The organism is Candidatus Kuenenia stuttgartiensis (genome assembly GCF_900232105.1).
Taxonomy (GTDB): Bacteria; Planctomycetota; Brocadiia; order Brocadiales; family Brocadiaceae; genus Kuenenia; species Kuenenia stuttgartiensis_A.
Window position 1 is genome coordinate 502,919 of record NZ_LT934425.1, and the last position, 21,665, is coordinate 524,583.

The window sequence follows — 21,665 nt, forward strand, 5'->3', positions numbered from 1 at the left end:
GTTAGCCTCCATAAGGTTGAACCTTGCATATTATATCTGCCATTACCCCGCTAAATGCACCAAGCCCGTCAAATGGTGTAACTGCTATCGGGTCGCCGGTTGTGGTCCTATTCAGATTACCGGCAATCTTTTTTATCTCGTCTCGATAATTTGAATTCAGTCCGCTAAGAACGGGGGCAGGCAACGTGCTTGTAGATGTGGCTATAATGCCAGTGAAATCAAGGATATGCGGGTGTTGCGTATTGCGGTGCGCGCCGGTTGGTTTGATAAAGGTATTGAGCACACTCTTCAAAAGGGCTTTTATCCTGGCCTGCCTATCAATACCATCCACATAAGCAAGCGTGATATCATTCCGGCCAACCTTATAAAGGTCTACATTCACTACTACTGCGTATTGACCGGAAGATGCGGGACGGTGAAAGATATTCTGCCCAAGATTTTCTCCTGCACCGGAGCCTTTTCCACGTCCTTCAGGCACATATTTGGCGTGGAAGTATGATTCTGTCCGTGTATTATCAGGACATCCCACAACCCAGCCAAACTCAATGGCTGATTTGCGGGAAAGTGATTTTGTCCCGGCCCATCCTGTAAGCATTATCCCTTCGCAATCATCAATGATACATTTAAAGAGTATTTTATCTAAGATAAAAGGATCCTTTTTATTCTGTCTTTCAGCTTCCGTATATTCATTTAAAGACATGACATCTTTCTCGTACTCTGCATCAAATTTAATTCTATTTGCGTTGAAAATATCGCAGCCCTTGCATAAGGGAAGGTTATTTGATTTTGCCTCCATAAACAAATGTTCTGCCTGAATATGCTTGAACATGTCACCGGAAACGGCATTGACCGTATGATTCTTGCCTGTTGCATCCACAATTTCAACCATCCGCGTCATCATGGTGTTTCCTTCGCTGCCTTCATTGTTAAGGGCGTGCATGTTCATCGTTACAATGCCTGAAATACTTAAAGAGTGCAGTTTCATAATTATTTACCCTCCTTGTTTGTTATCGTTGGATTATCGGTTTCAATCTTTGGCGCTCTTGCGTAGCCATAGGCCAAAAGAAGCATACCGACTAGTTCACTCTGGTCTTTCCCGTTATTTTCAATAAGAGATATTACCTGATCAAGGTCTTCTTTTGAAACGGTATGATATTTACCTTCAAGCCTGTTTGTAACTTCCCAGTTATAATCCTGAACAAACTCGGCCAACACCGGGACGAATTCTTTTGCCCCACCTTTAATTTTTTGCTTCCATTTTTGGGCTAGACCGAAACGTACATCCCATTTCTTGTTGTTTTGTTGCTGTAACCACAGGGCTGTTATAGTAGCATTTCTAATAGCCCAGGCAACACTTAAGAATCCCGTATTTTCTACAATCTCTTTCATTCCATATCCCCTTTCAAAAAGTATCGTTAGATTTTCAGTAGAAAATTCTTTTACCCCTTCTTTTTTACCTCGTTTTTCCATAGTATGGACTGCAAATTTCGCCAAAAAATCAAGCAGGTCTGACACGCTACCAGTTGTAAGCCATTTTCTGTATTGCTGGAGAATGGGAACATCGCCGGAATGGGTTTCATTCAGAGAGCCAAGACATCCAGGTTTTTTCTGAGCATAGTCTCCGATATGCTCCCTAATTATTTCGATAAACGCAATTGCATCATCTTTATTTTCAATGCGAAACCAGTTTGGAATAGGCAAAAATGCATCATTCATCAAGGCTGCCGCTGTTCCCATGCTTTTGAAATATGCTTGCCGCAATCCTCTTATAACCTCAGCAGGTCTACGTCCGCGCAAACTGATCTTTCCCATAGTATCTTGTACAACATCCGAATGTATTATCAGTTCTTCAGCCAGACGCAATGTGGCCTCTATGTCAAGCCTTATTCCACCCCACAGCCTCAGATCGAGAAGTTTTCCCCTGAGCATAGACAGCGCCTTCGGCCCTATTTCGGCAGGCTCAATGACAAAGAGTTTAAAATCGTCGCCATTACGGTAAGGGAGCATTGCAGCAGAAGCCCCTCTAAATTTCATCCACTCGGCGAAAGGTTCTACGACTTCACTATTGATAGCGCTAGGTGATTTGTAAATGGTCTTGGTTGCATGCAAACCTTTTCCTGATGAAGGATTAAAAAACTGGCTGTTGCTTACTTTAGGTATTTCAACCTGTTCAAGGCGATCCAACCGATTGAGGCGTTCAAGCCATACTAGTTCAGATTGAACCCATTTAAGGACTTTTTCAGGATTTTGAATCACCCATAGATAGACGTCTTTATCGGAACTCCAGCCTTTTCGCATTGACTCAAGGATTGCCGAAGGACCGTATTCGCGATTAACGCTTTCAACTGGAGATAAGCCTTGCTCTTCAAGTGCTTTGTTTAATGCTTCTTTTTTCTTTTTACTACCCTTTTCCTTTGCTTTTACCCGGCCTTGTTCCTCCTCATAATCCAGCACCATAGTACCCTGTGGTTTTTCCTTTTCCTTGCTTTTTCGCCAAATGTAGTAAAACCCGGGAGACGGTGGTCTCCATTGTACATCAGGCACATCCGATGAATACTCAATTTTAAAATGAGTTCCCCTATCTTGGATAATTGTTCCAACCCCGGCTACTTCTTCAAGTAGGCCTGCGGTGCCTATGGCTCTTAAGGAATCGGCATAAGTCCCCGTTCCTTTTGGAATTTCCACAACCTTCATCCCTCTCCTCCTTTCTGGCTTCTTTGGTCTGCCAGCCTGAGCCTTCTTACGAGAAATACATAAAGAGGCCACAACCCGGTATCTTCGCTGTTTGGACCACTAAAAATTAAAAGATCGTCTTGAAAACTACGTTGGGTTAGTTTATCGGGGTTGTCAGTCAATGCAATGCCCTCAATAGAGGATGGCAATGTTTCACTGACCCATTTCTTTGTGTCGTTAATAAGCCTAAAGTCTTCCAGCGATGCCGTAAATGCCCCATGATGTCTTGCTATAGCTGTCCAGGTTACAACTGCATTAACACCAAAATTATCTCTCAACCACCCTGCCACTGAATATGCGCCTTCAGAAGCATGAGGCGGCTGTTTAGGAAACTTTTTCTTATTTTCAAAATCCATGTCTGGCGCGTAATCTGAATGAGCAAGGGGCTCGCCAGTCAACATCTGAGGGTTCTTGTGCTGCTGCCACTTTCTTACAGCCTCCTGCCACTTCATGGAGAGCTTTCCCACATCGTGTAGGGCGCAACAGACATCAGCCAGTGTTTCCAATTGGTTGGCTGACATTTTATATCGTTCGGCCAGTCGTGTTGCTGCATAGCTATAAAAAGGCTTCATTGCCCGGCACGCTGCAACTACTCTTTGAACATGCTCCCGGTAAGTTTCATAACTGATTTTGTACCGGGGAATAAGCGGCCTATCGAAGTATCTGATCTCTTCGTGACACCCCTTTACACCGATTTTCAAGCCAACGTCAGGGGAATAAGAAGCAAACTCCGGATTTATAACGACAAGCCATGAAGCGTTTCTGATCTGGTCTTTTGAAGTAATTCGTTCCCATCCGAAGGATGTCTCGGTTTCGTCTATAATATTGGCATTTTCAATAGGATACCACGCAACCGTTTCCCCAAAGTCACGGCATTCTTCAAAAAACGGAGAAAGCTTATAAAGGCTCGAACGGGGAACTGACAGCATCCTCGGCCATTTGTTTTTATCAAATCTCAAAACTGAAGGGTCGTTACAGATAACCACATTTATGGAAGCCACGTCCCGCACCAATTCTCTGACGGCAACTTCGTTGCGTCCGTCCATAGCCTCGTGAATCTTGGTTTTTAAAGAGTATTGATTTTGCCGGTAGGATTCCAGATGCCTTTCCTCAATGTTCGAATGCACCTTATCAAGTCTTTCAAGCTCTGAGTTAAAATCAAGGATTGCGCCATCCGACGGCAGCCGTTCCAGAACCTCTCTGGTACCTGAAATCAAGGCCTTATGGTCGTTCTCTCGATAGGGACCAAAATCAGGCAGGCCTTTTTCATTTGTTAGTAATTCATAAATCCAGACAGTTCCAATGCCACGCACACCTTCATATCTTGCACAACGCCCGGCACGCTGTATAATGCTGTTCAGAGGGGCAATTTCTGTATGCAGGTTGTCCGCAGAAATATCTATACCTGCCTCAACAACCTGCGTGGTTACCAGGATTACATTCGTTTTAGTGGCTTCTTTTCCAAACCAACCCTTGAGTTTATCTTCTACCTTTTTTCGATCTTCTGAGTAAAACCTGCTATGAAGCAAGAAAACAGTGGTGTTGCTACCTTCCAGGCGTTTCGCCATTTCTTCGTAAATATTCTGCGCCCTCGTAACGGAGTTGAGGATAATGATAGAACGGTTACCATTATGATGATCAAGGATATCGTTAATCGTGAGTGGTCTGTTTATCCAGCGGTACGCACGTTTTTTTTCTTTGTGAGATGGCAAACTCATTACTTCATCAGGAGTTAGACTGACAAACTGTCCTCCCAGTATCTCTTTTAATAAATCCAGACTCTTCGTCGTAAGTGTAGCCGTCATGATGACAAACTGGGAAAATGGTTTAAGCCTGTCCAGCATTTCTACGGCCGTTCTCATTGCTTTATCGGACTCCAAAAGGTGGAATTCATCAAATACAATCAAACTCCCAAGCAATGCTCCGGCATTGATATTCCCAACTCTCTGCGGAAGAGAGACAGGACAATTAAGGTAAGAGGAAAGGCACTGGTCAACGGTTGTAAATATTACATCGCCTTCAAAAAAGGGATCGTCCTTTTGTTCACCGGTTTGTATTGTGATTACAAGTTCGCCTTTTTCACCCCTACGGGCATTTGGATCACACACTACCCTGAAACCACTTTTGCAACACGCTACCGTTTCAGCGTAAAGGGTAGTAGCTAATGTTCGAAGCGGCAAGACATAAATTAATCTATCAACAAACGTCGTGCCTTGTTTTTTTGCCCAAAGATACGGCAAAATAGCAGCCCATGTTTTCCCGCTGCCAGTAGGAGCGCGGAGAAAAATATTTCTGCCATCAAGAAGACGTTGTGCAACTTCTTCCTGATAAGGATAGGGGGCAAGTCCTTTATTGCTCATTAATTGATCGAAAAGTATTCTCAAGAAAAAATCTTTCCCAAAGTGTTTTTTAATTCATCTAAAACCCGGTCACTATCTGGTAACTCTCTCAAATGGCTACCTAAAGATGGTTTCCAATTTTCTTTTACTTGTTCCACCCCATGAAAAAAAGAATCAATTCTCTTGAATTCAATTTCTTTGAGTTTGCATTTCTTTTCAAAAAGTAATGCAATTTCCTTAAATCTTAAACTCTCTGAACAAAAAATGGACAAATACCACAGGTCGTAATAATCGCGGGGCCATCCCCGCTGCAAAATGGTACGAAGCTTTTCCGCATATATCTCTTCGATACTATAACTTTGAATTTTTGCCGTGATATCTTTTGAATCAGAGTATAAATGGAAAATATTCTTTGAAACTGGAGGGGACAATATTGGTTCTCTTAGTGAAATATCGATCTTAATAGATGTCCTCCATCTTTCAGGAGGAACTATCTTGTCCCTATGTTTAGCTCCCCAAAAAGGGATTTTGAATTCATATCCCATTAACCGATCATTAGATTGCATATTTTTAATCTGAATAGGCCCAAATAAAATTCCTGCATTTTGGTAAATTATGTCATGTATTATCTCAAGTTCTTTTTTTATTTTTTCTCGCTCAACCTCTATTAGGCCAGAAAAATCAAGGTCTTCAGAAAATCGGAAATGTTTGAAATAAAGCTTGCGCAGGCAAGTTCCACCTTTAAAACGAAAGCACTCTTTAAAAAGACTGCGATTGTATAGCCCATTAAGATAGTGCCCAAGCACCCAGTCTTTATCTACTGTTTCTATAGGAACTCCCCATTCTACTGATTTTTTACTTAACTCCCTAAAAGGAATCATTATAAAGCAGTCCTTGCCATAGCATATATCTCTGATTCTGTATGATTAACGATCAATCGCCACTTTTTCAGATGTTTACCCTCAGCCGAAGACAGAGGGTCGAGTAACGTATACTTAGGCAATAGAACCTGCGCAGCATTTGCCCGAAAATCTTCGAACCCTTTTAATTCTAATATTTCTGATAAATAGCCTAACCGCTTGATAAGTGTATTGTTCTCCATTTTTAACGCATGGTGCCATAATTTTCCCTTATCTAATCTTTCGTGCGATATAAAGAGACCTTTGACAGCCTCTGTAAAACCCCCAGCATATTCTGGTAAATCGAAACAATCAACAATGGTCTTTTCCATATCAGTGATAAAATAAAAATCCCGACCAACCCATTCTTTTCTAATTCCAAAAAATTTATGCGGGCTTATAGTTATGAATTGGTACCGAACATTGAGTATTTCCTTATTCTGCTTTCTCTTGCTCGTTTGAATATGAACAATGTTAGAAATTTGTTCTGTTAGCCCATAATAATTCAACGCTGAAGAATATGCTATCGCCGATGGTTCTATTAGTCTTGTCCCGATTAAGAACGAATCTACATCCCTATTGGAAAGGATATACTTTCCACGCTCTACCTGAGTAATCAATCCCTTTCGTTTAAGGTTCATTAACAGAGTTGTGCAATTCTTAAATAACCTAAAGGCTTTTATTTCTTTTGTTGAGAAAATAATGTTTCCTTTTTCAGAAAGGAAATTAAACAAATTTTTTTCTTCTACTGATATCCCTTGGGTATAAACACGTCTCATAAGTTACCTTTTATGTAAACATTCCATTGACAAAAACATAATTTAAATTACACAAAAGGGTATATTTTGTCAAACCGCCCTCTTTCTTGTCAACTCTTTTTTTGCGCCATCCACCCACGGATTTCCTGTCCAATTGAATAATGGAACGATTATCTCCAATAAAAATAAACGTTCAAACAGATAAAACCGTTTAAGCAGTTCAAGCCGATTAAGCCGTTCAAGCAGAAAAAGCAGTTCAAACTGTTTAAACCGAGGAAACCGTTCAAGCCGAGTAAACCGTTCAAGCCGTTCAAGCTGAAAAAGCGGTTTAAGCCGTTTGAACGGTTTAAACTGATTAAGCGAATTAAACTGCTGAATCCTTTTTTGTATTCATTTTATTCATGATTTCATCCAGTGTCTCTTTCACACTCTTTCTCTTCGGCATCTTGTACTTGGATCCTTTGTACCTGCTGCCTTTCAGGTGATTCATGAAGTTGTTAATCATTATTGAGATACGCTTGCATTGTTCAATGAGGGGTTTTAATTCATTCTGGTCAATATAGTTCTGATCTCCTGCTATATACAACTGGCATCGTACCTCACCACAAGAACCTTTAGCAATTGATAAAAACTGTATGAATTCCTGGTTGCCGCCCCTTTCATAGCCTTCGGCTATGTTAGACATGATGGAGACAGATGCACGCCGGATCTGGTCTCTGAGGCCGTAGTCTTTTGAGAAGGTACCGTCTTTTGTAATCCCGTAAATCTTGTTTGTTAGTTCTCTTGCTGACTTCCAAACTTCAAGGTCTTCGAAGTACATGTCTGCCTCCTTTTAGAAAATTAAGCCGGTTAAAAATGGTTTAAGCAGTTTAAGCAGTTTAAACCGCTTAGACCGTTCAATCCGATTAAACAGTTTGAGCTGTTCAAGCTGTTTGAATGGTTTCCACAGTTTGAACCACTTCCACATACCCACACCCCATGCTATTATTTTGCCCAAAGCCGCATTCCAGACCGATCCTGATTAATTCTTTTGGGCCGGTTACGGTAAAGGGCTGTAATGTCCCTTTTATATGGATGGGATTCACACTGCCGTCCAATCCCTTCTTGAAGACGGTAAACTGTTTCACAGACTTCCCTTTTGTTTCAAGAAAACAAAATTTCAGAGTTTCTCCCTGATACGGTTTACCAAAGAGGGTCTCGTACTTATGCATAAGGTTTTGATTCAAGAGTTCTTCGTATCCGTTATCACCCGGGAACAAATAAATATCCTGCTGACCCGGAGGCATGGGTTTTTTAATGAAGAGGGGAGATTCTAAGGGTTTTAATGATAAACCGTTTAAACCGTTTAAGCCGTTTAAGCCGTTTAAGCCGTTTAAGCCGTTTAAGCCGTTTAAGCCGTTTGAACTGTTTACGCTGTTTGAACTGCTTGAACCCGTTGTTGTCTCCAACGGATCCGTCAGGGTTTCTACCCGACATACGCTGAATGTTTGTTTGCCAAGCCGCACCTCCTGGCCCTCTCCGAATATACCCTCTATCAAGTGTTGAATGAATTTATCTACGGGTGATGCAATCTGAAAGGAAAGGGTGAAGGGGGAAAGATGAGAGGATTTAAAGGAGAAACCGTTTAAGCCGTTCAAGCCGAGAAAACGGTTTAAACCGTTTAAACCGTTTAAGCGGTTTGAACGGATGATTTTGATAGGACAGTAGAATGATATACCTGAAAAGACAAAGAGCTTAAACCGCTTGTCTTTTTTATAGGCGAAGCCCTGCTGATGAAGCCATTGGGCATAGTCAGGGTTTGACATGGACAGGAAACTATAGATGATGGCCTGTATCTGGTGTTGATAGTTGAAGTCGATGATGCCGGATTTATCTGCCGTGAAGGTTATTTTTATCCTCATAATTAATGACACCAAAACTTGCTCTTGGCTTGTATAGAGATTACAGGAAATAGACAGGAAAATCATTTTTCAAGGGTAGCTGGCTAAGTATAATAGCACTTTACAGGAACAAATCAATACAAAATCATGTTGCTACGTCTTAGAATAAATGCTCCAAAAATGCCCAATTAGTCTCAGAATATTTGAGTCTAATACCCAGCAAATGATTTGAAAAATCTTACCCAGCTACCCCGCCTTTTTTTTATCCTGCGTAAGTATTTCACTTGATTTTTTGTTCACGTTAAGAAAAATACATCGTTTACCCCGTTAGAAAGAAGTTCCGTCCGTAAGGCGGAGTAAAGCCTCATTAAATAGTTTGGAAGGGGTTAAAACCACTTCCAAACTTCCTAACGGCGGTTTACTTCCCAGTTCCCCGTTTTCACGAGGACAAGTTTTGTAAGATTTTTCCGGAACATAAAAAACTCAGGGCAGGAGGACCGAACGTTGGGAAACTTCATCCTCCTGCCCATTTCCCCCCTATACAAAGGAGGCAGTGCGTGAATATTATAGAAAAAATCCACAAGCATGAAAAGCTTATTGCGACAAAACAGAAGCCATGCTTTTGTCCAAAGTGCAAGAGTACCCATGTCAATTTCACCCTTCATGAATGCAGATATCGGTTGTTTCACGTTATTATCGACTCCCTTGTTCATACGATAGAATCTTTCCTGGGACGTTGGAAATGTTCCTTGTGCAAGAAGACGTTTACTTCCTATCCTGAGTATGCGCTCCCTTACAAGCGGTACGTAAAGGATCACTGTCTCTCCTTCAGTCAGGCTTATGTCAAAGATGATACAGAAACCTACCGGAGTGTCTCCTCTGCCATCGGATATACTACCCGAACACAGGAAATAGACAACCGCATGCTTGCCTGGTCAACCGTTTGGAGGTGGCTGCGTTTCTTTGGCTCACTGAAATACACACTCCGCAACGCCTTTGACCTCATCAGGCAGGCCGACCCCAACTCTCCGGTTTTTCGCCAAATGTTTCCCATTTACCACGGAAAGTATAAAAGCAAACAACGAAAAACCTCCCTCGATCAATCGATTCAATTGTTCAGCGCCGAGCCGGAATATCACCGAATTTTTGGGCATTCATTTTTCCCCGAACTGGCAACAAAAAGCGGCTGGTCTTGAGTTACAATCACCTCCACACTTAAAAAAGGAGGTGAATTATGAAATCGAAAGACGAAAAATGGGCTTTATTCTGGTGCAATCTTCTGCATCCTGTCATCTTCGGTGAGATTGAGAAGGAGCAGACCAACCTTTTTCTGAAAAAACTCTGCCTTCAGGAGGTCGTATTCCCCAACGGAAAGCGGAAAAGACCCACTATCTCTACCCTCAGGAGAAAACTCAACCGCTACCGCAAAGATGGATTTCAATCTCTTGCAAGAAAGGCGAGGAGCGACCGTGGCGCATCCAGAAGGTTTTCTCCTGAAATTATCGACAAAGCCGTTGAACTCAAAAAAGAACAACCACGCCGCAGCGACGATTGCCTCAACCGCTTTCTTGAGAAATACTATGGGAAAACGATCCCCAAATCCACCCTCTACCGCCATCTCAGACTCGCAGGGGCGACCCGGCTCAAACTCGGCGTCTCACAGCAAAAGGTGCGTATACGCTCTTAGCCGTGAGCATACCCACGACCTCTGGATTGGCGACTTCCAGGAAGGCCCTTTCGTGCTCGTTGACGGCGAGGCGCTTCCCACAAACCTCTGTCTCTTTATCGACTGCTACAGCCGTTATGTGGTCGAAGGACGGTATTATCTCAAACAAACCCTCGATATCCTTATCGATTCTCTCATCAGGGCCTGGACTATCCACGGCTCGCCCAAAGAACTCTACCTCGACAATGCCAAGGTCTACCACTCTGACGCCATGCGCTCTGCCTGTTACAACCTCGGCATTAAACTCATCCACAGACCACCACGCGACCCTGCTCCCGGCGGACTGGTCGAACGTTTCTTCGGCACCAGCCAGACACAGTTCGAGTCGGAAGTCCGCTCCGGCGACATTATCACCCTTGATGCCATTAACCAGGCCTTCTCCGCTTACCTTGCCGTTGTCTATCACGCAAGAATCCACTCCGAAACCAATCAATCTCCAAAACAACGCTACGACGAGGGGCTTACCGTCATCCGACACGTCGATATGGACGCCGCTCTTGCCTTCTTCATGAAACGCATCCCCAGAACCGTTGACAGAACCTTTGCCGATGTCCGCATTGATAACCGCTTTTACCGTGTTGACCCCAAACTCAGAGGCGATAAAGTAGAAGTCCGTTACGACCCATACGGCGATCTCAAAAAGGTCTTGATCTATTCCGCAAACGGTGAATACCTCGGCTCGGGAAATCTCTACCTGCGCGACCAGGGCGCTGAAACTCCAGCCGCCTCACCTTCAAAACCAAAACATAATTACCTCGACCTTATCACTCAGAAACACAAATCCATTCTCCAGGCTCAGGCCAAAGGCATTGATTACCACCAAATCATCTCCGAACGACCCTGGCCATTCATGGCATTCGTCCAGAAACTCGCACTCCTCATGGGACACAAAGGCTCTCTCTCCGCCTTCAGCTCTCATGAACTCGAATCGCTTAAAAAATGCTACAACCGTATCCCCGCTCTCAACGAATCATTGCTCACGGAGGCATTCCAAAATGCCTCCGTGAAAACCTTACCCTATATCATTCGTGAATTACAAATCGCTTACTCGAAAAAGGAGGTCTCTTAACCATGTTTACTTCTCATTTTTCCATGACTACTCAGCCGTTCTCTGAAAGAATCAACACCAGCCTTATCATGAAAGACGAACGCTTTACCCAGGGGCTTGCACGACTCCAATACCTCTTACACTCAGGCTCTATCGCCGTCCTCTACGGACAGACGGGAGTCGGAAAATCCACACTCCTCAAACTCTTCCTCTCACAAATCCCCCAAAACCTGTTTCTCCCCATCTACCTCCATTTTACCCACCTAAAATCATCCAGCCTTCTCTCCTTAATCGTCTCCCAGCTCGGTGAAATACCAAAACACACCAAAGACCGGCTCTTCCTCCAAATTATGGATAAATCCTTGCGCTCAAATCTCACTCCCATTATCGTTATCGACGAGGCTCATCTCCTGAAAACCGACGCCATCACAGACCTCAGACTCCTTGTCAGCTCTCCGCTTGATTCTTCCACTCATCTCAAAATCATCCTCTCGGGACAGGAACACCTCAAATATATCCTCAAAAGAGACATCCATGCCGACTTCGCACAACGCATCTCGGTACATTACCACATTCATCCCCTTACTAAAACTCAAACCGCTGCATACATAGACTTCCATCTGAAATCTTCCGGCGCATCCGATAAAATCTTTGACTCAGACGTCAAAGACCTGATCCATGAGTTCTCCGCCGGCATCCCAAGGCAAATCAACGCCATTTCCACCGCCTGCCTGATTAACGCTTCCATCAGACAATCACAGAAAATTACCCAGGATATCTTCCATCAGGCTCTTGCTGAAATTCAATCTTTTTAAGGAGGTCTACCATGGCCCGTCTCTTTTCCCCTCAACTCTTGCGCTCATTACGAAACGATATCCCCATCGATCGACTCATCGCTGATGTCCTCTCCATACCTCATAAATACTCCGAAGGCTATTTCCGCTTCCTCTGCCCTCTCTGTTCTGAATTTAATTCCGCCACCAACCCAAATACGAACCTCGCCAGGTGTTTCCGTTGTAAAAAAAACTTTAATACCATCGACATCGTCATGGTAGATTCCAACTCCTCTTTCCCAGATGCTGTCTATCTGCTAAAATCCGTTTTACCTCAATATATTAATTCCACTTAATCTGAGAATTCCAGGTTCATTTATTGTGGGGCTTAGCATCATGTAAACGAAAACACCTCTATATCTATTCTTAAAGGTCTTGCTATAAGGCATAATCTATCTCTTCCACAACCTTGTAGTAAGACAAAAGATCAGCCTCTATAGGTGCACTACCGATTTTTTGTAACTCTTTACACCAGACTGTCGGCAGACTGGTACTGTATTACAAGTATCCTGCTTGTGATATTTTTAGCTCAAGCTGGAAGTTTGAGTTACTATTCCCCCCTACTTGCTTTTTTACAAAAAACCGGGAATGCATCCGTTTTAACTATTGGGAACTTACGACCCCTGATTGCTCAGACCACGCTCCCTTGAACTGCCGGGATGAACAGATAATTCCCAGGACGGGACTTTTACCCGTATGAATAAACAAATGTTACTACGTACGGACACTTCCCATATTAATTTTTGAAATAAGGGAAGTGTCCTTCTATTCTCAAAAAGAGGGAAAATATTGTTGGCAACGGCTACAAGATGGTATTATGATGACGTATAGAGGGAACTTATGAATCGTCCATTTGAAATATTGACAGACAATACACCGTCGTTGCCATTATTACGTTTATAGACATCTTAAACAACATACATGAGGGTTTGTTATGGGAAAAGTTATCTCTTTTATTAATTACAAAGGCGGCGTAGGCAAAACTACCACCACCTACCATATCGGATGCGCCCTTGCAATGTACCACAACAAAAAAGTGTTGCTTATCGATGTAGATCCTCAAACCAACCTGACCTTTTTATGTGCTACGCCTGAAAGATGGGAGGTATTTAAAAACAATAAAGGAACCATCGCAAAACTCTTTGAATCGTATCTGAAGGATAGTTTTGATATCTGTCAAACTGAACATATTATATGGAAATCACCTGTTGAATTATCTGCAAAGGGCAAAATCGAAAAGGATGTGGTGAGAAATCTTGACCTGATTCCCTCTGATATTGATTTACTGGGAATCGATATTGAATTGGCCTCAAAAACATGGCGGAAGATAGAGTCTGGTTTTTATCAGGAACAACTTCAAATCTTCAGGCGAACAATCAAGGGTTTAAAAGACTTGTTTCGCATAGATACTTCTGGTGATATACGAGATGCACTTTTTTATATAGAACAGCGCCATGTACTGGAAAATGCCCTTCACAGGATAAAAAACAACTATGATTATATCCTCATTGATTGCCCCCCAAACCTCTATCTGGCAACTCAAAATGCACTTGCCGCAAGCGATTTCTATATCATTGCAACAATACCGGACCATATGTCAACCATAGGGATAAATATGCTCCTCCAGAAAATCGGGGAATTACATACTACACTGAACCGTAAATGTCTTTTGACGAACACGGAATCACATGATATAAAGCATAAAGGGGTCGTATTCACCATGGTACGTACCGCCGGACAGGGTATTGTAAGTACCCATAAGGATAAAATAAACGACTTGCGTACAACTTATGGCTCATTATGTTTTGAAAACTATGTTTCATGGGGTACCGGCTATACCGAATCCTCTGCGCTGGCGGTTCCTGTGTTTTTAATGGATGAGGAAAATGCAAGGCGAGTGGCGTCACAATATAAAGGGGTTACAAAAGAATTTCTGGAGAAAGTGAGCGGCGATTAACATGGCAAAGAAGACAGGAAAGACCGGTCTGGCAGATACTTTAACAAAGGCAAAAGAATGTTTGTCATTACTCCCGGACAAGGATGAATGGCAAAGAATATTGCAAATCATCCAGGAGATAACACAAGAACTTGAGGTATTGCGGGAAAGCATTGGGCGTTTTCCCGATAAATCGGAATCTCTCCATGTGTCCAACTCCATCCATTCATTGGTATCATTTTTTGACACACTGAAAGAAAACCCCCTCCTTGCCGAAATGATCTTTCCCAAGAAGGCCAAATCCAGGAAAACCAAAAGCAGTCCCATTGATGTTAACGCTTTACAACAGCATTTAGAAGGTATTCCCACGGAAAAAATCCTTGAAGAACTAACAAAATATAAAAAGGACATCCTTATTGAGTTATCAGCAAAGATGAACATAACAGCAAATAAGAAATTGACAAAAGATGCCCTAGCAGACAGGCTCTTTAAACTTGGATTTGCAAATAAGAGAGGCTATGAATTGCTGCGCAAAGCTTAAAACTAAAATGTTACGATTTGTTTGACTATAATAATTTTTACAAAGATGGATATTAATTATGCCGAGCAAGGAAATTATCCGAAGCATTCTTTCGCATGCCAGGGATGCACAGGGTTATATCGTAAAGATGAGAAGGGATTTTCACAAGTACCCTGAATTGAGTTTTAACGAAGTCCGCACTTCTGAAGTCATTGCCGCGGAATTGAGACAATTGGGGTTCAATGTACAAACAGGTATTGGAAAAACAGGCATTGTCGCTTATTTACCAGTTGATAACGCCACACGAACAGTAGCCTTTCGTGCGGATATGGATGCCCTTCCCATTGAAGAAGAAAATGATCTGGACTATAAGTCTTCGCATGAAGGAATTTTTCATGCCTGTGGGCACGATGCCAACATGGCAATGCTATTAGGGGCGGCAAGGATTATCGTATCTTTGAAAGACCTATTAAAACGACATGTAAGGTTTCTCTTTCAACCCGGTGAGGAACAGCCGCCAGGGGGGGCAATTTATTTAATCGAACAAGGCGCTTTACACGGCGTGGATGAAATTTACGGGCTGCATATTGATCCTACCCTCCCCTCTTCAGTTTTTGGATTACGTTCAGGCGCTACAATGGCGTCAACAGACCGTATTATTATAACGATTCATGGTAAAGGCGGGCATTCGGCAACCCCGCATTTGTGTGTAGACCCCATTGTTATCGCTGCAGAAATAATATTAGCGATACAGACCATTGTATCAAGAAAATTAAACCCCTTATCCCCGTGTGTTATTTCCTTATGTCAGATTTCAGGAGGTACGGCATTTAATGTTATTCCGGGTCGTGTAAAAATTCTTGGCACGGCAAGAACCCTTGATGATAACGTGAGGAATGCACTACCATCACTTTTAGAAGATACCATTAAAGGTATTACTTCGTACAATAATGCTTCCTATGAATTTGAATATCTTGGGGGGTATCCTGTTTTGTATAACCATGAGGAACAGGTCGATTTTGTGCGCGGAAGAATTAAAGAATTGTTTGGTGATGATGCGGTAAAAAATATAGATCCGATACTCGGAGGAGAGGATTTTTCTTACTATTTGGAAAAAACAAACGGCGCTTTTGTTTTTCTTGGTTCGGGGAACAGGGAGAAGGGAGCAAACCAGCCGTTGCACAGTCCTCAATTTCTGATTGATGAAGATATTCTTTACAAAGGCTCTGCCTTGCTGGCTTCCATTGCATGCAGTTCGTAATAAAAAATGGGTTAGCTAATTTATGGGGAAATGGAACAAAAAGTGTAACTTCTCAACTTATTGAAAAGTTATAAAAAAACACCATTTGTCGGCTATATGCGTTTTACAATAGTGGGTTTACTGGAAAAACGAAAGTGCCTTCCCTGGGCTTAAGTTGGCTTGGGAAAAAACCGCCGCAGATGACTGTTGTTGCTGTTAATGTAGAGACGCATTGCATGCGTCTCTTTGTTGTGTCAACATTTTCTTTACGCATAGCAGTTTCCAGACGCATGCAATGCGTCTCTATAAAAATATTGAAATTCTTAAACATAAATTTAAGCGGACGTTATTTTCCGGGAATACATTTTTTTATTATATAGGCGATAAAAAATATTGCGCCTAATAATGCCACATCTATAGGGCCAATGGGCAAATCAAAACAATAGGAAATATAAAAACCGGTAAAGGCGGCAAAAACACCAATGATTGAGGAAACAATACAAAAGGGGAAAATTCCGCGGGTAATCATCCTTGCGGTTATTGCGGGCAATAGCAAAAACCCAAAAATAACCATTGGGCCTACCGCCATAACACCAAAAGATATAACGATACCGATGATTAAAAAAAGCAAAATGTCCCATAAAATAACTTTTTTCCCCATGACAACTGCCATATCGCTATCGAATGAAATTAACATAAAGTTACGGTGATATCCGGTGAGAAAAATAAAAATAATTCCATAAATTGCGAATGTTGCCCATAGATATGCATCCGGAATTGCAACAATTTCTCCCTTTAGCAAAGAAATTAACTCCGAATGTCCGTGTGGATTCCATGAAACAAATAAAACAGATGCAGCCCCTGCAACGGCATACGTAAATCCAATGCGATTTTCTGTAAAACCCTTCCCTTTCCTTTCTAAAATGGCTAATAGAAAGATGGCAAGGATGGTAAAAAAAATGGAACCTGTAAGTGCCATAGCCTTTTCAGATTCAACATGAGGAAAAAAATGCCATCCCAAAGTATGCATAAAGAATGCAAAGGTAATCCCTGCATTTGATACCTGGGGAAGCGCAATGCCCATCAATATCATGCGACGCAATACAAAGAAAATCCCTACCTGTGGACAAACAAAGCCTATCACCAGTCCTACATAGAAAGAATTTCTCAGGAGAAAGTTCGGGTTGAGTATTTCAAAAAGGTATTCCATACATTTTGTGTATAAAAAGTAATTTCTTTAAAAATGTTTCTTCTTCTCATTTTGCATTTTCTACCACCGCCGCATTATTTTTGATGTGGATTTTTTTGTTTACCCATGCCGGTATACTGAAAGATTCATGCGTTATCATCATGACAGTAAGATGATGTTTCTCATGCAACATTGTGATAAGTTCCATAATCATTTTCACTGCATCGACGTCAATTCCTGCGACAGGTTCATCCAGTAGTAATATATTCGGATTTGTTGCCAGTGCGCGGGCAATGAGCACCCTTTGTTTTTGACCGCCGGACAATTCCGAAAACAATTTTCTTTTAGATTCCAGCATTCCAACATCCATTAAACATTGTTTTGCTAAAATACGACTTTTTGCAGGAGTGAATGAAAAGGGTTTTATTTGCCCAAATGTACCCATCAATACTATATCTAGTGCCGTAAACGGATAGATTTCGTCCAGGGACTGGCTTTGCGGTACATAACCAAACCTTTGCGGTGTATTGTTCTGGTAAATAATATTACCATGTAAAGGCGGAATAATGCGGAGGATGGTCTTGAAAAGCGTTGTCTTGCCGGAACCATTTTGTCCAAATAAAACAATAGCATCCCCTCTGTTTATGGAAAAATTTATGCCCTCCAGTATCGGCGTCCCGCGATACCCAATGGACACATTTGCCAGATTAATACAACTATTCTCATCCATATTTACCATTTTATCAATCTGATGTTAGTTCACTAATAATATTTTCCGGCTTATAAATAACCGGGCATATTACTTCGTTATCACAAAGTCTGCGCAAATACATAATCAAAAGGAAACTTATCTCCGGGACATTCTGTGGTTTTACAGTCTTTATGCATAAGAATATTTTCCGCAGGGATATTGTATTGCTTTTGCAGATATTGTACCAAAACAACAAGTGACGCCATTTGCGCCCTTGAAGGATATGATTCGTTAAAATTTCCGACCATACATATCCCTATACCATAACGGTTATATTTATTTATTCCAACGTGCGCCCCGCTTAGTTGTTTTACCCATCTGTTCCCAATTTCAATCTCGCCTTTTCCGGAGCCATTTCCATTACCCACCACAAAATGATATCCTAACCCATTTTTCCAATGTCTTGTTTCTCTGTGATATTTATCAAATTCAGCGGCATTTCCTGACTTTGTGGCGCTATGATGAATGACAATATATTTCCATTCACGTACTTTGTAGTGTTCAATTTGTCTGTTTATACCGGCCAAGCCTGCTTTAAGATGTTCTTCGGCAATAGTTGGTCTGTGTACCGGCAGTATGAGATAAACAAACAAACAGGCAATTGCAGGGAAAAACAGGTAAATATACCGGTAACGTTTACATTGAACACGCATGATGCTGTTATAAAGAAGACGATTACCGTTTTTCATAAAAACCATACGCATGTCCCTAAGCTGGCATAGCCAGAACCAAACAAGCAAGAAATAAAAAATACGAAATACGAAACAAATCCAAAACATACTTATCTGCGTGCGACCACGCACAGGCAGGCAACGATATGAAACGCGAGATACGAAAGGTGCACTTGTTTATAATTTCAAATCATTTTGTCATTAGAATTTGCTTCGGATTTCACAATTATCGGATTTCAACATTAAATATTTTGCCAAAAAGTACGCACTTACGAATGGAAGTGTGCAAAGAAATTACTGCATAAGGTACTAACTAACCGAAGAAAGATCATTTATTATTACTTTTTCAACGATGATACAATTTTATCAACATTATAATCAAAAAGAGAGAGATAGTCCTCTGTTTCTTTTTGCCCACCCGGCATAATTGGCAGTGCGATAATGGTTGCTCCTGTTTTATCCGCTACAAATTCAGACATCCTGCGTTCCCGAAATGGTTCAACAATAATAAGTTTCACTCCCTCTCTTTTCATCATGGGAATAAGTTCATTAATATGTGTGGGAGAAGGAGGAATGCCAGGTTTAGGCTCAAGTGTCCCCACCACATCAAGATTGAAACGTTTTGCAAAGTAAGGATATGTTTTATGATAAGTGATTACTTTTGTCCCCTTAAAAGGCGCTAATTTTTTTTCCCATTCAGCCAGTTTTATTTTCAGTTTTTCAATAAACGCATTATAATTGCCTTCGTAATACGAACAATTTGCCGGGTCAATATCGCATAATCGTTCACTTATTTGTCTTGCAATCGTCATTCCGTTTAAAGGATCGAGGGTAAAATGAGGATTCCCCATAGAATGAACATCCCCCATCGAACGGTCGGACATCAAAGGATCCGGTATTTCCAGAGGATTGATTCCTTTTGAGGCAAGGATATATCCGGAATGTCCCGGAAGTATATTTTTATTTCTTGCCCCTATTATGAGATTCCGCAGCCAGCCAATCTCTAATTCCATCCCCACTTCAATGAATAAATCCGCTTTGTTCAGCTTTACGATAAAGCTTGGCTTCGCATCAACAAAATGCGGATCTTCCGTGGGTTTTGCAATGCTTGTTGTTGTAACATAGTCCCCGCCGATTTCTTTCGCCAAAGATTCCAGGTCAGCGGTTGACGTTACAATCTTTATTTTATCTGCGTAAGAAAATGTTTGCAGAGACACGAGAAATAATAACCATAACCACAGATAGGGTAGAATTTTTGCTTTCATAGATTTACCTCTTTTTATCGTTGATTTTTCAATAAAATGCTAAAAAACATCTTTAACGTGGGGGTTCAGGTTGCAACCCGCCTGTGGGAAGATACGTTTTTCTTGTTTAGTAATTTAGAATTTATGCGCTCCATGCGACCCTAACAGAAATTCAAACTGGAGAATTACGGAATGTTCGGTACTGTCATTTCCCAGTATATTATCATAGTTATATTGAAGCCTTATCTTTGAAAATTCGGATGGGTAAAATGTGAGATTGGGGGAGAGTCGCCCGCGCTCAAAACCTAATGGGTCTGATGCTTCTTTTTCTCCATCCACATAATCACCGCGAAGTCCGACAACCCATCTTCTTTTAAATCCCCAGCATACCTGAGAATAGGCGCCCCAGTTATTCATTATTTCATTAGACATTCCTGCATTTACATCTTCACCCGCCTCGAAACGTCTGCCCATAATCTCCGTTTGCCACGTTACAAAGGGGAATCCCCCAGCGGCATATTTAGATTTCCACTTCCAGAACATATCAAGACCGTAAATGATTGTATCTTTATCCCTTCCTGTAGAATTTGGGCCAAATGTCGCCGAGGCGCCTAATAAAACAGTCGTTTCATCCGTTACTTCGAAAGAAGTTGTAATACGTGGCGTATACAGCATGTCTTCCATGCCGCGTACGCGGGTTTCAACTGCCTCACGCCCAAACAGTGCTTCTTCATTCCTGAAACTGTGTGCCGTTTCTCCCTGACTGTTCTGCACTGTAAAAAATAATTCCGTATAGTTGCTTGTGGGCGCCAGCCATGAAAGTCTTGCCCCTGGCCCTCTCATCCCATCAGGTCCCAGAAATCTGCCATTGACTAATGGTTGGTCTGCAAAGTCCCATGCGTGGGGATGGAATGGATTCAGCCTCCCAAATTCGGTAAAGAAGGTGCCTGCTTTTGCCTGCAGGTTAAGCGGAAGCGACATGGATGTCAAGAAAGCCTCTTCCACCTCAAGAAATGATTCACCATCATTGTCGATCTGAAATACAATGTTTGCTTGTCCCTTAAAGTACGGATCTACTGCCCCATCAAATGTAGTTTCTAAATTTTGAACCGTAAACCCACGCTGATTAGCATCGTGTCCGCCCATGTTAAGGTTTTCCAAATCTTTAGCAGTCGAGCCTGCTGCGGCAAATAGACCATCAAATGAAATATTCATATAACTCTTTCCCATGCTCCACAAATTAATCGGTTGTGCCGTAGACCATTTTCCCGGAGCCTGATCAGGAGTAAGTTGCGCAGTAGCCGTGTAATCCAGTTCCTCTTTCTCAATAGCATCATATTTTAATTCCATGTCTTTAAGCTGTTTTTCTTTATCCTGAAGTTGTTTTACAACGTCTTCAAATTCTTCTTTTTTTACGTAAACGCCTTCAAGGCCGGCAAGCTTTGCGTCAACTTCCGCAGGCAGCGATTCTTTTTCAGTTAATTGCGCCTTTTCTTTTTCTAAAGTAGCAATTTTTTCCTGCATTTTATCTAAACGGCTGTTGTAATCCCGTTTCATTTCTTCAATAAGCATCTTCATATCCTGAAATTGATTCATCATCGCATCGAAATCCTCTTTTTTCATATGAACACCATCTTCGGCAAGATTTAATTTTTCAGCTATGTGTTCCGAAGACGATTGATTTCCAAATTTTGAAAAATCTTCAGAAAATACCATGGACACACAATTCACTGCGAAAAACACAAAGAAAAAAATTAAAAATGGCATGTATTTCATAACAATCCTCTCCTGTATTCCGGGTTTATTACTCAGTAACGTATAATTTGATTGCGTTTTTTTGAGCGTATGTGGAAATATCCAGACAGGCAGTTTGCGAAAAATATGCCTCGTTATGAGGC

21 protein-coding genes are annotated in these 21,665 nt (G+C 41.7%); 8 read left to right on the forward strand and 13 right to left on the reverse strand.

Annotated features, from left to right (window positions below; genetic code table 11):
- Position 1 precedes the first annotated feature (1 nt).
- From KSMBR1_RS02390 to KSMBR1_RS02425, 8 genes are all read right to left on the reverse strand, one after another.
- Positions 2 to 985: a DevR family CRISPR-associated autoregulator gene (locus KSMBR1_RS02390; protein WP_099323894.1), complete on the reverse strand. Its 984-nt coding sequence runs from the start codon at positions 983 to 985 to the stop codon at positions 2 to 4.
- Positions 986 to 987: 2 nt separating this feature from the next.
- Positions 988 to 2,694, reverse strand: coding sequence for a hypothetical protein (locus KSMBR1_RS02395; RefSeq protein WP_099323895.1), 1,707 nt, complete (start codon positions 2,692 to 2,694; stop codon positions 988 to 990).
- Complete coding sequence (gene cas3, locus KSMBR1_RS02400) at positions 2,691 to 5,117, reverse strand: CRISPR-associated helicase Cas3' (protein ID WP_157820325.1); 2,427 nt, start codon at positions 5,115 to 5,117, stop codon at positions 2,691 to 2,693. Before cas3 ends, KSMBR1_RS02395 begins: the two co-directional genes overlap by 4 nt.
- Positions 5,114 to 5,953: a nucleotidyl transferase AbiEii/AbiGii toxin family protein gene (locus KSMBR1_RS02405; RefSeq protein WP_099323897.1), complete on the reverse strand. Its 840-nt coding sequence runs from the start codon at positions 5,951 to 5,953 to the stop codon at positions 5,114 to 5,116. Before KSMBR1_RS02405 ends, cas3 begins: the two co-directional genes overlap by 4 nt.
- Positions 5,953 to 6,612 (reverse strand): type IV toxin-antitoxin system AbiEi family antitoxin domain-containing protein, encoded by a 660-nt coding sequence (locus tag KSMBR1_RS02410; protein WP_157820326.1) that lies wholly within the window; start codon positions 6,610 to 6,612, stop codon positions 5,953 to 5,955. Before KSMBR1_RS02410 ends, KSMBR1_RS02405 begins: the two co-directional genes overlap by 1 nt.
- 481 nt (positions 6,613 to 7,093) lie before the next feature.
- Positions 7,094 to 7,549 (reverse strand): four helix bundle protein, encoded by a 456-nt coding sequence (locus KSMBR1_RS02415; protein ID WP_099323899.1) that lies wholly within the window; start codon positions 7,547 to 7,549, stop codon positions 7,094 to 7,096.
- Between the two features lie 103 nt (positions 7,550 to 7,652).
- Complete coding sequence (locus tag KSMBR1_RS02420) at positions 7,653 to 8,630, reverse strand: CRISPR-associated endoribonuclease Cas6 (RefSeq protein WP_099323900.1); 978 nt, start codon at positions 8,628 to 8,630, stop codon at positions 7,653 to 7,655.
- 386 nt (positions 8,631 to 9,016) lie between these two features.
- On the reverse strand, positions 9,017 to 9,427 hold the full coding sequence (locus tag KSMBR1_RS02425) for a hypothetical protein (RefSeq protein WP_099323529.1): 411 nt from the start codon (positions 9,425 to 9,427) through the stop codon (positions 9,017 to 9,019).
- A 105-nt stretch (positions 9,428 to 9,532) separates the two neighbouring features.
- On the opposite strand from KSMBR1_RS02425, the gene KSMBR1_RS20630 reads away from it, so the two are divergent.
- From KSMBR1_RS20630 to KSMBR1_RS02460, 8 genes are all read left to right on the forward strand, one after another.
- Positions 9,533 to 9,805, forward strand: a complete 273-nt coding sequence (locus KSMBR1_RS20630) for a hypothetical protein (RefSeq protein ID WP_131493604.1) — start codon at positions 9,533 to 9,535, stop codon at positions 9,803 to 9,805.
- A gap of 38 nt (positions 9,806 to 9,843) precedes the next feature.
- Complete coding sequence (locus tag KSMBR1_RS23020) at positions 9,844 to 10,296, forward strand: helix-turn-helix domain-containing protein (protein ID WP_164994994.1); 453 nt, start codon at positions 9,844 to 9,846, stop codon at positions 10,294 to 10,296.
- Between the two features lie 52 nt (positions 10,297 to 10,348).
- Positions 10,349 to 11,404 carry a Mu transposase C-terminal domain-containing protein gene (locus KSMBR1_RS02435; protein ID WP_230405650.1) on the forward strand — a complete coding sequence of 352 codons (1,056 nt, stop codon included), beginning with the start codon at positions 10,349 to 10,351 and terminating at the stop codon, positions 11,402 to 11,404.
- Positions 11,405 to 11,406: 2 nt separating this feature from the next.
- The gene (locus tag KSMBR1_RS02440) at positions 11,407 to 12,198 is read left to right on the forward strand and encodes an ExeA family protein (protein WP_099323525.1); all 792 of its coding nucleotides are present in this window, start codon (positions 11,407 to 11,409) and stop codon (positions 12,196 to 12,198) included.
- 11 nt (positions 12,199 to 12,209) lie between these two features.
- The gene (locus KSMBR1_RS23025) at positions 12,210 to 12,512 is read left to right on the forward strand and encodes a CHC2 zinc finger domain-containing protein (RefSeq protein ID WP_099323524.1); all 303 of its coding nucleotides are present in this window, start codon (positions 12,210 to 12,212) and stop codon (positions 12,510 to 12,512) included.
- 638 nt (positions 12,513 to 13,150) lie between these two features.
- A complete protein-coding gene (locus tag KSMBR1_RS02450; protein WP_099323902.1) occupies positions 13,151 to 14,173 on the forward strand; it encodes a ParA family protein in 1,023 nt (340 codons plus the stop codon).
- Position 14,174: 1 nt separating this feature from the next.
- Positions 14,175 to 14,693 carry a restriction endonuclease subunit S domain-containing protein gene (locus tag KSMBR1_RS02455; protein ID WP_099323903.1) on the forward strand — a complete coding sequence of 173 codons (519 nt, stop codon included), beginning with the start codon at positions 14,175 to 14,177 and terminating at the stop codon, positions 14,691 to 14,693.
- 58 nt (positions 14,694 to 14,751) lie between these two features.
- Positions 14,752 to 15,933 (forward strand): M20 family metallopeptidase, encoded by a 1,182-nt coding sequence (locus tag KSMBR1_RS02460; protein ID WP_099323904.1) that lies wholly within the window; start codon positions 14,752 to 14,754, stop codon positions 15,931 to 15,933.
- A gap of 325 nt (positions 15,934 to 16,258) precedes the next feature.
- Here the strand turns inward: KSMBR1_RS02460 and KSMBR1_RS02470 are convergent, their stop codons facing one another.
- The 5 genes from KSMBR1_RS02470 to KSMBR1_RS02490 all read right to left on the reverse strand — a co-directional run bounded on the left by KSMBR1_RS02470 (position 16,259) and on the right by KSMBR1_RS02490 (position 21,543).
- The gene (locus tag KSMBR1_RS02470; protein ID WP_099323906.1) at positions 16,259 to 17,122 is read right to left on the reverse strand and encodes a metal ABC transporter permease; all 864 of its coding nucleotides are present in this window, start codon (positions 17,120 to 17,122) and stop codon (positions 16,259 to 16,261) included.
- Positions 17,123 to 17,168: 46 nt separating this feature from the next.
- On the reverse strand, positions 17,169 to 17,840 hold the full coding sequence (locus KSMBR1_RS02475) for a metal ABC transporter ATP-binding protein (RefSeq protein ID WP_099323907.1): 672 nt from the start codon (positions 17,838 to 17,840) through the stop codon (positions 17,169 to 17,171).
- A 71-nt stretch (positions 17,841 to 17,911) separates the two neighbouring features.
- Positions 17,912 to 18,550, reverse strand: a complete 639-nt coding sequence (locus KSMBR1_RS02480) for a peptidoglycan recognition protein family protein (protein WP_172953464.1) — start codon at positions 18,548 to 18,550, stop codon at positions 17,912 to 17,914.
- A 311-nt stretch (positions 18,551 to 18,861) separates the two neighbouring features.
- Positions 18,862 to 19,788, reverse strand: coding sequence for a metal ABC transporter substrate-binding protein (locus KSMBR1_RS02485; RefSeq protein WP_099323909.1), 927 nt, complete (start codon positions 19,786 to 19,788; stop codon positions 18,862 to 18,864).
- A 114-nt stretch (positions 19,789 to 19,902) separates the two neighbouring features.
- Positions 19,903 to 21,543, reverse strand: coding sequence for a hypothetical protein (locus KSMBR1_RS02490; RefSeq protein WP_099323910.1), 1,641 nt, complete (start codon positions 21,541 to 21,543; stop codon positions 19,903 to 19,905).
- Between the last annotated feature and the right edge of the window lie 122 nt (positions 21,544 to 21,665).

Coding starts and splice junctions, on each gene's coding strand:
- KSMBR1_RS02455 (WP_099323903.1), top strand. CDS start 14,175: ATGGCAAAGAAGACAGGAAAGACCGGTCTGGCAGATACTTTAACAAAG.
- KSMBR1_RS23020 (WP_164994994.1), top strand. CDS start 9,844: ATGAAATCGAAAGACGAAAAATGGGCTTTATTCTGGTGCAATCTTCTG.
- KSMBR1_RS02390 (WP_099323894.1), bottom strand. CDS start 985: ATGAAACTGCACTCTTTAAGTATTTCAGGCATTGTAACGATGAACATG.
- KSMBR1_RS02460 (WP_099323904.1), top strand. CDS start 14,752: ATGCCGAGCAAGGAAATTATCCGAAGCATTCTTTCGCATGCCAGGGAT.
- KSMBR1_RS02470 (WP_099323906.1), bottom strand. CDS start 17,122: ATGGAATACCTTTTTGAAATACTCAACCCGAACTTTCTCCTGAGAAAT.
- KSMBR1_RS02420 (WP_099323900.1), bottom strand. CDS start 8,630: ATGAGGATAAAAATAACCTTCACGGCAGATAAATCCGGCATCATCGAC.
- KSMBR1_RS02450 (WP_099323902.1), top strand. CDS start 13,151: ATGGGAAAAGTTATCTCTTTTATTAATTACAAAGGCGGCGTAGGCAAA.
- KSMBR1_RS02475 (WP_099323907.1), bottom strand. CDS start 17,840: ATGGTAAATATGGATGAGAATAGTTGTATTAATCTGGCAAATGTGTCC.
- KSMBR1_RS02480 (WP_172953464.1), bottom strand. CDS start 18,550: ATGGTTTTTATGAAAAACGGTAATCGTCTTCTTTATAACAGCATCATG.
- KSMBR1_RS02490 (WP_099323910.1), bottom strand. CDS start 21,543: ATGAAATACATGCCATTTTTAATTTTTTTCTTTGTGTTTTTCGCAGTG.
- KSMBR1_RS02405 (WP_099323897.1), bottom strand. CDS start 5,953: ATGATTCCTTTTAGGGAGTTAAGTAAAAAATCAGTAGAATGGGGAGTT.
- KSMBR1_RS02395 (WP_099323895.1), bottom strand. CDS start 2,694: ATGAAGGTTGTGGAAATTCCAAAAGGAACGGGGACTTATGCCGATTCC.
- KSMBR1_RS02485 (WP_099323909.1), bottom strand. CDS start 19,788: ATGAAAGCAAAAATTCTACCCTATCTGTGGTTATGGTTATTATTTCTC.
- KSMBR1_RS02415 (WP_099323899.1), bottom strand. CDS start 7,549: ATGTACTTCGAAGACCTTGAAGTTTGGAAGTCAGCAAGAGAACTAACA.
- KSMBR1_RS02440 (WP_099323525.1), top strand. CDS start 11,407: ATGTTTACTTCTCATTTTTCCATGACTACTCAGCCGTTCTCTGAAAGA.
- KSMBR1_RS02410 (WP_157820326.1), bottom strand. CDS start 6,612: ATGAACCTTAAACGAAAGGGATTGATTACTCAGGTAGAGCGTGGAAAG.
- KSMBR1_RS23025 (WP_099323524.1), top strand. CDS start 12,210: ATGGCCCGTCTCTTTTCCCCTCAACTCTTGCGCTCATTACGAAACGAT.
- KSMBR1_RS20630 (WP_131493604.1), top strand. CDS start 9,533: ATGCTTGCCTGGTCAACCGTTTGGAGGTGGCTGCGTTTCTTTGGCTCA.